Annotated in this window: 10 protein-coding genes; 3 read left to right on the top strand and 7 right to left on the bottom strand. The window is 43.1% G+C overall.

Going from position 1 to position 12,035, the window contains the following annotated elements; genetic code table 11:
• Positions 1-29: 29 nt before the first annotated feature.
• The 3 genes from BLS14_RS04865 to BLS14_RS04855 all read right to left on the bottom strand — a co-directional run bounded on the left by BLS14_RS04865 (position 30) and on the right by BLS14_RS04855 (position 3,432).
• Positions 30-755 carry an SAM-dependent methyltransferase gene (locus tag BLS14_RS04865; RefSeq protein ID WP_063565099.1) on the bottom strand — a complete coding sequence of 242 codons (726 nt, stop codon included), beginning with the start codon at positions 753-755 and terminating at the stop codon, positions 30-32.
• 279 nt (positions 756-1,034) lie between these two features.
• Positions 1,035-2,015, bottom strand: coding sequence for an aldo/keto reductase (locus BLS14_RS04860; protein ID WP_090949821.1), 981 nt, complete (start codon positions 2,013-2,015; stop codon positions 1,035-1,037).
• Between the two features lie 244 nt (positions 2,016-2,259).
• Positions 2,260-3,432 (bottom strand): MFS transporter, encoded by a 1,173-nt coding sequence (locus BLS14_RS04855; protein WP_090949819.1) that lies wholly within the window; start codon positions 3,430-3,432, stop codon positions 2,260-2,262.
• Between the two features lie 210 nt (positions 3,433-3,642).
• Here BLS14_RS04855 and BLS14_RS04850 point away from each other — a divergent pair, with 210 nt between their 5' ends.
• Positions 3,643-4,191 carry a TetR/AcrR family transcriptional regulator gene (locus tag BLS14_RS04850; protein WP_063565102.1) on the top strand — a complete coding sequence of 183 codons (549 nt, stop codon included), beginning with the start codon at positions 3,643-3,645 and terminating at the stop codon, positions 4,189-4,191.
• Positions 4,192-4,300: 109 nt separating this feature from the next.
• Here BLS14_RS04850 and BLS14_RS04845 read toward each other — a convergent pair whose 3' ends face one another.
• From BLS14_RS04845 to BLS14_RS04835, 3 genes are read right to left on the bottom strand one after another with little or no spacing between them, the layout of a single operon-like run.
• Entirely contained in the window at positions 4,301-5,395 is a 1,095-nt protein-coding gene (locus BLS14_RS04845) for a Ger(x)C family spore germination protein (RefSeq protein ID WP_063565103.1), read from the bottom strand.
• Positions 5,392-6,462, bottom strand: a complete 1,071-nt coding sequence (locus tag BLS14_RS04840) for a GerAB/ArcD/ProY family transporter (protein WP_063565104.1) — start codon at positions 6,460-6,462, stop codon at positions 5,392-5,394. The genes BLS14_RS04845 and BLS14_RS04840 overlap by 4 nt, the downstream gene beginning before the upstream one ends.
• Positions 6,455-7,801, bottom strand: a complete 1,347-nt coding sequence (locus tag BLS14_RS04835; RefSeq protein WP_063565105.1) for a spore germination protein — start codon at positions 7,799-7,801, stop codon at positions 6,455-6,457. Before BLS14_RS04835 ends, BLS14_RS04840 begins: the two co-directional genes overlap by 8 nt.
• A gap of 205 nt (positions 7,802-8,006) precedes the next feature.
• Here BLS14_RS04835 and BLS14_RS04830 point away from each other — a divergent pair, with 205 nt between their 5' ends.
• Positions 8,007-8,480, top strand: coding sequence for a MarR family winged helix-turn-helix transcriptional regulator (locus tag BLS14_RS04830; RefSeq protein WP_063565106.1), 474 nt, complete (start codon positions 8,007-8,009; stop codon positions 8,478-8,480).
• 156 nt (positions 8,481-8,636) lie between these two features.
• Entirely contained in the window at positions 8,637-9,872 is a 1,236-nt protein-coding gene (locus BLS14_RS04825; RefSeq protein ID WP_090949816.1) for an MFS transporter, read from the top strand.
• Between the two features lie 107 nt (positions 9,873-9,979).
• Here BLS14_RS04825 and BLS14_RS04820 read toward each other — a convergent pair whose 3' ends face one another.
• A complete protein-coding gene (locus BLS14_RS04820) occupies positions 9,980-12,019 on the bottom strand; it encodes an alpha-L-arabinofuranosidase C-terminal domain-containing protein (protein WP_090950228.1) in 2,040 nt (679 codons plus the stop codon).
• Positions 12,020-12,035 lie beyond the last annotated feature (16 nt).

Raw genomic sequence — 12,035 nt, 5'->3', positions numbered from 1 at the left:
TATGATAACTGCCTATTGATGTAATGATGCTATGATAACGTCCCTTGATGGGGTATCACGACAGAATAGCGGAACAACGGCTTCCATTCATAGGTCAGCGTGTCATGGTTCAACTGCTGTTTCAATTCTCGCCAATCCCTTCCCGTGAAGCCTTTTGCAACAGACAGCGGTCCATCATGACGAATATACCGATTGCGTGAGATAATTCGAGTGGTTACCCAGACAGCCGCATAAGATATGGGATGCCGATGGATATCGTTAATGACAACGCCATATTTGGAGGCACGCAGCATATGCGAGACCATCTCCACGAGTTGCTTTCCTTCAAAATGATGGACAAATTGCGAGCCGGTTACGATGTCTGCTGAGGCATCCGGCAATTCCTTGACATCGGCACGCCGAACCTTGATTCTCGGTTCATTCCGGAAAAGGTTTCTCGCTTGCTCACATGCCTCCTCTGTCAGATCGACCAGAGTAATCTCAAGCTTAACTCCCTTCTGGTCCGCCCAGCGCAATAACTTCTGGTTCACATCACCTGAACCTGCTCCCACATCAAGAAGGGTCAGCGTAGTTGGACTGCCAATCGCTTTCCATAACTTTTCCACCCCTGCGCGGGTTGGAGCGGGAGCAGCAAATATTTTGTTCAGCCTTCTCAGATGTTTGAGCGCTTCGCTCAATTCTTCTCCCCCCATGGAGAAATCGTCCATCAACTCGTCTTCCTTTGCCCGTACGGAAAGTGTTCTAAAGAAGGACATGATCCCGCTCCTTTACAGCTGTATATTGTGAATGATTTTCTCCAATTAACAATTATCCCCTTAACCAAGCCTTATAATCGTAAGCACTGCGATATGTTATTTTACGAAGACTTCCTCCATCTCAGAATGCTTAATTCCATTACACTCTAAAACGAATATATTCGATGCTGCATTGCCAGATAAAAAATAAAGAAGCCGCCAATTAGGCGACTTCTGTTTGTATATGTGATGAACCTGTTAATTTACGTTTTTTCCATCTTCCTTATCCAATCATCTTGATTATTGATGACCAACAATTCGGTGAGGCACATAGGGTTCTTCTAACGATGCTATTTCTTCAGGTGTTAGCTTAATATAAAGAGCGGCTACGCCATCCTCCAGATGCGATATTTTGGTAGCACCAATGATGGGAGCTGTGACTGGTTCCTTTTGCAGTAACCAGGCAAGTGCGATTTGTACACGAGGAACCCCATGCTTCTCAGCAATCGCGGCAACCTGATCAATGATCAATCGGTCGGTATCTGCAGTTGCATCATATTTTTGCTTTGCAATCTGATCGGTTTCGGAACGATGTGTTTTTTCCTGAGGGTCTCTTGTCAATCGGCCTCCCGCAAGCGGACTATACGGAATCACACCGATTTTCTCAGCTTTACAGAGCGGAAGCATCTCTCTTTCTTCCTCACGATAGATAAGATTGTAGTGATCCTGCATGGATACAAAGCGGGTCCACCCATTTTGCTCAACTACATGTAACGCTTTCAAAAACTGCCACGCGTACATCGCAGAAGCGCCTATGTATCTTACCTTTCCTGCTTTGACCACATCATGTAAGGCTTCCATCGTCTCTTCAATGGGTGTAGTGTAATCCCAACGATGGATCTGATACAAATCCACATAATCTGTTTCCAGCCGCTTCAGGCTTTTATCTATCTCACTCATAATGGCCTTACGGGAAAGTCCGGCACCATTTGGGCCTTGGTGCATACGACCATTAATTTTCGTTGCAAGTACAATTTCATCTCGATTGGCATAGTCACGTAAGGTGCGCCCAATCACTTCCTCGCTGGTTCCAGCTGAATATACATTTGCTGTATCAAAAAAATTGATGCCTAAATCCAACGCCTTTTTAATAACGGGACGACTGTTCTCTTCATTAATGACCCATTGATGACCTCCAGGAACGGCTGTACCAAATCCCATACAGCCCAAGCACAGACGGGACACATCCAGACCTGTATTGCCAAGCTTCACATAATCCATTTGCGTATTCCTCGCTTTCGGATGGTTTTTGCTACCTTTGCAGATAGCTCTGATGCCTGCATAAGATACACACGGAAGAATAACTATTCTTGAGTATAGTATTAAGCATGAGAAAAAATCTCGCAATTCCCAAATGGCTATAAAACGTGCATTAGTAAACAACACGATGGGAAATGTTCATTATTTGGTAAGCAAGATGATGAATAATGAACATTTCCCTTTTGTGTATGTCACTTAAGGTTGCTTAGCTTACATGTTGTTTTTTTACGGGGTCAAATAATCGAATTCTCAGCAAAATGGATAACAGACTTAGTACCAGGAACAATACACCTCCAAGCACGATGTACTGTGTGCCAATCCCCGAGATGAACAGCCCGCCTACAGCAGTTCCCAAGGTTATTCCCAAATTACCGCATGAAAGGAACAAACCATTGGAGAAATCGGGCGCTTCTGGCGCGGCAGAGGTGATCCAATACTGACCAATTAGATTGCTTATTGCATAACATACTCCCCATAAAATCACGGTTAAAATCATAGGTCCAGTGGATGTGCCCGTCCAAAAGGATAAAAGATATACGATGCCCAATACTACGGGAAAAAGTATAACGGTTTTACGTGTGTTTTTAGAAAGCAGCCTGCCTCCCACCACGTTTCCCACTAGACTGGCTAAACCATATATAAATAACACGATACTCAATGTTTTTCCCGAAATATGAGTGATAGATCCCAAGTACTCTGCGATGTAACTATTCACACTTGCTGTTGCCGAAGCCATAAGGATCACTGCAGCGATGGCTAGCCAAGTGATACCTCTTTTTAAGATTCCCAATTGTGTTCCATACGCAAGTTTTTCCTTAACAGGCATAGAGGGGATAAATATCCATGTACCCAGAAATGCCAACGCGTTTACGATCGCAAAGAATACCATTGCCATTTCTACCGATGTTCCATTCGCGATATAGTTTGTGATTGGTACGCCAAGTACCATTCCTGCGGTGACTCCAAGCATTACTTTAGATACCGCTTTGGGAGCTTCTTCACTGCTTACAGAGGTCGCTGCTACGGTCAAAGCCAATGAACAATAAATGGGATGGAAAAAGCCCGGAATGATACGAGCCACGAGGGCAACGGTGAACGTTGGTGCAAAGATGGAAATAATATTACATGCAACAAAAATACCGAGCACGAGTAACATCACCGTTTTACGGTTTATACCGGAAAATAATAAAGGCATCGTAGGACCCGCAATCGCAACAGCGAGTGCAAAGAGACTCACGAGTAAGCCAGCCTTGGAAACACTGACATGAAAATAATCAGCTATTTGAGGTAATATCCCAATGATTCCCATATCTGTAGTTAGGATGCCGAAAACACCGATAATTAATATATACATGAGTACATGATTTGATTTGACCACAAGCAAAACTCCTTCACTATTTCTGATTCATTCTCTAAACTTACGAATGACGCAGATAAAAAATAAATGCACAAGAATGTATTTTTGCGCTTATGTGTATTATTATAGAAAGTACGTCTTATCTACAATGACTAAAAGATGATGATTTGTGCATTAGTGCACAGATCGTGGAAATTTGGATACAAACAGAGGAAAGTCAGGTGACTCGAAATGCCCAAAGTGGATCGAAGAATACTCAAATCTCAAGATGCCATTAAAAAAGCGTTGATTGAACTTATGTCTCAAAAGCATTTCGACCAGATTACGATTCAGGATATTTCCGACACAGCGAATGTTAGCCGCAGAACCATCTATCTTCACTATCTGGATAAGTATGATTTACTGGATAAGCTCATCGAGGAACATGTGAACGAACTACAGGTATTGTGTGAATCCGAATCTGAAACGAATGCTACAGATGGGGGAATGAGCTGGTTTGAATACTTTGAGAGCAACTATTTATTCTTTTCAGCTATGTTAACAAGTAAAGGAGCACCCTTCTTTCGCAGCCGTTTTCTCCAATTTGTTATCAAGGATATAAAGAACGGATGGGACATGAAAGAGGGAAAAAATCGCGGGATAAGTGAAGATATTTTGCTTCAATTCTTTGCGCCAGCGTATGTGGGAATTGTGGAATGGTGGTTTATAAACCAAATGCCCTATCCACCTCATGTCATGGAAGAACAAGTGAATACGTTATTGGAGCTGAATCTTTCATAAATAAAAACTCACGCTGAACCTTTCTGATATTATAAAAAAAGTCGCCACCAGGGCGACTTCATAACGGTATAGCATTTTCCTCGCTTATAGCGGAGTTAACAATGCTAAGCTATTTTTTTAACATTTGCCCCTGACTATCATTATCATTGGCATTTTCTTTAAAATAAATTTCGTTCAGAACGTTGACACGAACGTTGATCTTTTGCTCCAGCTTCGGAAACCACTTGGTTTTCCATTCCTTTAATTTCCCCTCCGACAGTTGGGGTCGAAATATCATGCCTACACCCAATACATCCGATTTAAAAGATTGAACCTTCCTTACCGTTTCATTAAACTGTTGGCTGATCTGTTCTTTCATTTCTTTCTCAATCACCGCGTTACCCTTACTTTCAGGGCTTTCCGTAATCACTACATTGAGAAGAATATCCGTCAGGATGGATGGCCCGTTCTCCGACCAGGAGGTCTTGTGTTTGATTTTGGTGTCTTGAATAAGAACACTCGTGTTCTGAGCCACTTCAATGGTTCCCCCTGAATATTTCCCTTTAAATAAATTAAACAAAAGTGTCTCTTCCTGATTGAGCGTTCCTACCATGCGGTCATCCCGCATCACGGCCGTGCCTTTAAAGGTGAACAAAGTTCGATCGCCGTTTTTGAGCATGGGGATGGCCATGTCTTCCGTATATGAATTTTGGTTTTGATAAGCTTCCCATATTCGGACGATGGATTGATTGGGCGTCCACCCGGCATCCTGACTAAAAAAGTCGTAGGAAGAAATTTCAGGTGTTGGCGAAATTTGATGATACATCGTCTTCTCAAAATCACCGTCAATAACCCCTACCAAGCCTTTAATCGAGATATCATTCGCTCTCACAGCAAAATTGATGATGTTATCAATTCCCTGCTCTGCGACTTTCCTGTCGATTAGCAATAATCTCAAATGTACCAATTCGATGCTTTTTTCGGAATCCGTGCGAATCAAATCAATGGCTTTACTGATGGATTTCGCTTCTTTGTCAAGAATTTGGGTTTTGCCTGATGCATCGGGTATTTGGAGAATGATCCTGTATTTTTCCGTGTTTCCCTTTCCCACTCCCATGACAACAGGCAGATATTGTTTGTTAATATCCTTGGTATCCCAACATCCTGGAAGTAACATCATCATAGATAAGCCTACAATCAGAGTCTTGATGATGCGCATGTTCATGTACTCACCCTCTTTCGCTGCCATTGCGCCGCGAGGAATACAATGATTGGAAAACCGATAACGCTATAAACGCAAAAGAAAGAATTCAGGTACAGGTATGAATTCAAAGCGTTGACATCCGGTATCATGAGACTGAACACGTACAAGGTGAAGCACACCACGGAAAGAACCCATAATCGATTGATTTTCGGCATAAATAACTGATTCAGCAGGGACACCAGAATCCAGAGTAAAACGGAAACCTTTAGAACACCCAGCGCACTGGAGGCTACCACGTAGAAGCTTGGAAGCCAGTCAAATACAACCCACTCTAGATCAATGGTATCCGATGCCATAAGCATGGGATATTGCAAATGAATTACCGTTTCCTGACCGAATACGAGAAGCGGAACATATACAGATCCCAAAGCAAACACAAATATGATACCAACCGCAGCAGCTGCTTTACCAAAACTAAGCCGTTGCTTGGAGGGAATCATGCCAAGGAATAGGAACCCGGCTGAAATGACCGTACATACATAGAAATCCGAATTGGAGAAAAACGACATTCCACTATCCCAAATCGGAAAAATGTAGCTGATTCTGAAATTCTGGATGCTGATCATCATGGAGAAAAAAATGAATGGCATCAAGAGAATACACAATCCGATGCTCGCCCGAATCATGACCTCGAGTCCCTTCCAAACAGCATAGAAACACAGAACGATAAAGAGAGCTGATGTTGCTACTGGCGGTGTTCTCTGTAGTAATACAGCTTTGATTTCGACAGACTGGAAGTACATAAGCAATAACAGCTCGATATATAGGAAGATCAACATCGGCAGAACGATCAGTCTCGTTAGCCATTTGCCCAGTGATTCATTACAGATATCCACCACTGTTTTCCCCGGAAACTGCGACAACGCTTTTAAGTACATCCATAGAACCAGTAGCTCTGCCAAAAAGAGGATCGTTATGGGTTCCCAGTGTCCTTTTGAAGTCGCAGAGATGATCCGTTCAGGAAAGATGGCAAAGATCGAAGCGAGGTGAAGCAGAACAAACATAGTAAGAATCTGGGCTTTATTCATCCTGAGCCTTTCCTTTCACACTTAAACTTAAGTAGGGAACGGAGCAAGTACTCAACGAGGAAAAATACAATATAATCCAAATCATCGCAGCCTCAAGACCCCATATCCCAAAGAAGGAACTGATGATCATGACAACATATTTATACATTCGTATACCCGTCGTATTCATATAACCCGCCAGCACAAAATTAGCGATCGCAGAGGCAACTAGAATAATAATTAATAGATTACTGACAAGTTTAGCTTGGACAATGGCTTGACCCAACAGAATACCGCCAATCATGGTTATGGTGGGTCCGATGTTCTTTGGTAGTCGAATCGTGGCTTCGATAATCATCTCCAGAAGCAACATTACCAGCAGCATTTCGATCAACGAAGGATAAGGGACCCCTTCCCTGCTCTTGGCTACCGTGATGGCTAACTGGATTCGCAACAGTTCCGGGTTTACCGAATTAAGCACAATATACAGACCTGGAAGTGTGATAGCCAAAAGTGCACCAATCGCCCGGATGGTTCGTAAAAACACCTGAAATAGATACGGGTAGTTGACGTCCAACGTAGTTGACCACAAATCCGTTATGATCGCTGGGAAAGCAAAAGCAAACGAATATTGGTCAATCAAAATAACCACTTTTCCGTTCATCATATTCTGTACCATCTCACCCGGTAGCTCCGAAGAGATATACGTTGGCGTTATTGAGAATCTGGGATGCCCCAGTATACTAAGCAGGTCCCTTACCGTATTCAGTTCCTTATCTTTATTTTGTTCCAGCTTATCCCGAATTGCCGCAATGACTTTCGGTTGGGCAACTCCCTCAATGTACACCATGGCAATTTTCTTGGTAGACTGAACCCCTGTCTCTCTGCTTTCGATCACCAACTGGTCGGATATCATTTTTTTTCGCAACAAACCTATATTTTTATCAATATCTTCTGTAAAAGCATCGAATGCAGATTGAAGGGGATTTTCGCTCTCTGGCGAGCTTACGGACCGTGAAATTCCAGGAGGTTCCGGTTCAATGACTGCTGCTAATCCTTTTGTGCTGAACAACACAAGTTTTCCATGCAGAAGATTGTTGCATAGTTCGTCCAATGACATGGATGCTTCTTCTTCAAAAGGACTGAACATTTTCAGAAAAGATTCGTTCTCATTACCACTTGCCGCTTGATTTATTGTGGACAACGTTGTCGGAAGATCGACTAGCGTTTTCACGAAGTATGCTCTGAATTTCTGATTGGCGATAAGCACGTCTTTATTGCTGAAATCCGTGCTCTTTTCGAAACGGTCATAGAGTTGCTTTTCAATATCGTGAAGATCCTGTTCATGGATTCGCTGCAAATTTTACCACCTCTTCTGAAGTAGTATGTCGTTAAGAAAAAAGTTTATTCAGAAATTAACCTTGATTTACACTGTAATTTAGAAGCTTTTGTCTCTCTTTTATCACGTATAGATCCCTTCCTAAATAATTGTTTTCAATATTTTTGAACTGGAAACCAAAATTGAATATAATATTGTAATGCACCAATGGGTGGGAGGATAGGCCATGAATAAAGAGGAACAGGTCTTAGTGGGTTTCAGGGACTTATATAACAAGCTGGTTTGGCTTAATAAAGATAAGATGGAAGAAAGTCTTAAGGGGTATAAACCTTCTGAAGTACATTGCATCGAATACATTGAAAAAAATGCAGATTCCAATGTAACAAAGCTTGCAGAGTCCTTTTATATGACTCGAGGTGCGATAAGTAAATTAACGAAGAAGCTCATAGAAAAAGGCCTGATCGAAAGCTATCAGAAATCGGATAACAAGAAAGAGATCTATTTTAGGCTTACAGAGCAAGGGAAAGTCATTTATCAAATCCATGAGGATCTGCACAACGAGTTTCAAGAGCGAGATAAAGTTGTATTCGAACAGGTAACCGACGAACAATTTGACAGTATGCTTAACTTCGTGGACAAGTATAATCGGCATCTGGATGCAGAAATAAAGAAGCTGGGTACAGATCTGAAGTCGGAATAAATCTCAATAATGAAAGTTAAACTAAAGGCAGCCGGACTCTATTTGAGAACAGGCTGTTTTTTTATTGTTATTATTTTGTTGACAAGGAAACAAAGCAGTTGTACGATATTAATGTTTCCAAGGAAATAAAATCACGACGTTTGAGAGGAGAAATTAATGTTTAAATCACGATCACATCATACACAGAACACAGAACAAACCATAGACAAACACGCTTTATTATTCGGTCTGATCTCTGTGTTTCTTTGCGGAATAGGCTTCAGTATTATCGCGCCTGTTGTCCCATTTCTAGTACAGCCTTATACAAGCAGTCCAGGAGAACAAGCTATCGTTGTTACGCTGCTGACCTCTGTTTATGCCTTTTGCGTATTTTTTGCGTCCCCCGTGCTTGGAGCTCTGAGCGATAAATATGGCCGTCGTCCATTGCTCCTGGTATGCCTTTTGGGTTCCGCAATCGGATACTTGGTTTTCGGCATAGGTGGAGCCCTATGGATACTCTTTGCGGGGCGTATAATCGAGGGTATAACAGGAGGAAGCATAGGTACAATCTTCGCATATTTTGCGGACATCATCCCACCCGAACAGAGAACCAAATACTTTGGATGGGTGAGTGCGGTTGTAGGTGTAGGCACCGTCATTGGCCCGACTGTAGGCGGATTACTCGCCAAGATTGATTATTCTGCACCCATGTATTTTGGAGCCATCATAACTTTGGTGAATGTTATATATGGATTCTTTTTTATGCCTGAGAGTCTTGCCAAGAAACATAGACTAAAAGAAATTACTTTGGTGAGACTTAATCCATTCATACAGCTTGCAAACCTGCTTTCCATGAAAAACTTAAACAGACTACTGATCTCAGCCTTCTTACTTTGGATACCCAACGGATCTTTACAGGCCGTTTTCTCACAATTTTCAATGGATACTTTCAATTGGAAGCCTGCAATAATTGGATTAATGTTCTCGATTATGGGTGTCCAGGACATCATCTCACAAGGTCTCATCATGCCTAAGCTTTTGAAAAAGCTTAGCGATAAACAGATAGCCATTCTTGGAATGATTTCAGAGATTATAGGTTACAGTCTCATTGCACTGTCTACTTTGTTCTCATTCTATCCACTGTTTATCGTGGGTATGTTTATATTTGGTTTTGGTGATTCGATCTTTGGGCCTTCCTTCAATGGCATGCTCTCCAAGTCTGTCGATTCTAGTGAACAAGGCAGGGTTCAAGGGGGTAGCCAATCTATTCAGGCTTTAGCTAGAATGATTGGTCCTATCATTGGAGGTCAAATCTATGTATCATTTGGTCATGCTGCTCCCGCCATTATGGGCGTGATCCTTATAGCAGCGGCAATACCCGTTTTGTATAAGCGAAAACAAGTAATTATTTAAAATGCCTGCTTTCATCAGGCAAATATCGGATTGATTGGTAGTCAAGACACCATAGAACAGAGAATAGGGTTTCAGAACTTAGGTACAGGTTCTGAAACCCTATTTGTCTACAGTCCGGGATGTCGAGACAATCGGTCTACCTTTCCAAACTCCAGTACATAGATGGATGAAGGACGTAATGCGTAACCACGCTGCCAATCCTCGGTCAAAACACTCCGTTCTGTGCACTTGATATGATTGGGTTGAAACACGGAGTTGATGTTATTGTACGAATCGCTGGTAATCTCATATAAGGTCCCCTCTTCACTCGCATCGAAAACTTGTAAATCCAGCTCAACCGATACTTCCTCCAAGCTTCGGTTCACAATAAACAAGGTGACCCTGCTGCCATCAACATTCGTTCCGGCTACAACATCCAGATCGGGGAGTGCATCCAGCTCTACAGGCGTTTTTTGGTTTGAAGTTATAGAGAATGTTCCACATTCAGCTTCTACAGGTAGGATATGATGAATATCCCGATTCGCGTAAAGCTTTAATACTTCATAGGTTGGAGTTCCATAGATCGTGAGTGGGTGTCCACTCCATCCAGCATGCTTGCCCCGATATTGATCCGCATAGAAATCCCCGACACGGATACATCCCCCAAGCCAACCATTGACCAGATCGGAGAAACTGCCAATTTGCACGCTATCGCTGCAACGAATCATTTCATTCAGATTGGCGGCATTCGCCACGGCTGCTCCAAGGGTATGCTCGTCTGGCAGTCCTTTTCGCACAGTGTTTGGATAGTACATCGTGTTATATTCGGTGATGGCCAGCTTCACATGCTGATGTTTGATGTCGGAATGAATGACCTCCATTGTTTGGTGTATATAGTGCCGGGTCCACTCGGGATAACTAGCCATTGCTTTATACCGATCCTCAGCCGGTGTATCCCGATTCATGCCAAAGGGACCGTAGCCGTGGTATAAATGTAATGTTAAATAATCGATATACTCCCCTGCCAGAGCAAGCACAGTTTTATTCCAATCCTGCTCGTAATGTCCACAGGCCAGCAATACAATGGAAGGATCTGCTTCCTTCATCGTTTTGGCAAACTGTACGGTCCGCTCCGCAAATTGCTCCGCAGAGCAAGCTCCAACTTGCCATTGCCCCCACACCTCGTTGCCGATCTCCCAATACTTCACATGATATGGTTCCGGAGATCCGTTCTTCGCCCGAAGAGCCCCCATCGGGGTATCTACACTTCCATTACAATATTCAATCCATTGGGCGGCCTCTTGAGGTGTACCCGATCCATCGTTCACACAAATCAGAGGTTCCACCTGCAGCTCGTAACAAAAGCGGATAAATTCATCCGTTCCGAAATATTTGCTGGTCCATCCTCCCCATGCCTCGTTGTACATGACTGGCCTCTCCAGAATCGGCCCAACGCCATGCTCCCAGTGATAGGCGCTAATGTAGTTCCCTGCAAGTCTCATCATGCCTGCGTTTAGTTCTCTGGTCATCTCTATTATTTCGCTTTTTACCAGAGCAATATGATCCACAGGCAATAAAGACACATGGTCCAGCCAGAGCATTCCCGTGGAGACATGATCGATCCATCTTGGATGCTCTGTCGGAACATACACCCGAATCTCTGCATCTGAACAAGCACGTAGGATCGTCAGCCGTCCTTCATAATCCTGCCAGTTATGGCTGTGCAATTCGATTTTCAACTGACCGAGCACTTCTTCCGTACGTCTATCGACCGCCTCCACCATCAAATACTGGAGTTCGATGGAGGCTCGCGCAACTATACGAACGGTGTAGTCCATAGGCCCTTTCAATGCGCAGCTTTGTGCAATCCCGGCGTACGCTTCATCATCACTAAAGATACGAATACGCTGAGCGCGACCCGAATGTCTGGGAGCCGGGGCTTCCATTGCATATTGCGTATTTCTTCCGTTGGTGTAGGTACTCCAGCTTCCCGATACAGAAGCGCTTGATTCAGCCTCGCTTTCAAAGTCCATATCCTTCAATGGAAATGCAAGCATCGCTTCCATATGGTCTCGGATGTCTTCCACAAAATGCCCAAACAAAAAAGGGTTGACCGTGTGTTCGCTTACACGACTACAATCTATACTAATTCTGGCGTTTGATTTCAACATAAGTCCTCCATCA

It is taken from the genome of Paenibacillus sp. OK060, assembly GCF_900101205.1.
GTDB lineage: Bacteria > Bacillota > Bacilli > Paenibacillales > Paenibacillaceae > Paenibacillus > Paenibacillus marchantiae.
Note: the sequence above shows the minus strand (reverse complement) of the source record. Positions and strands in the feature narration are given on the sequence as shown.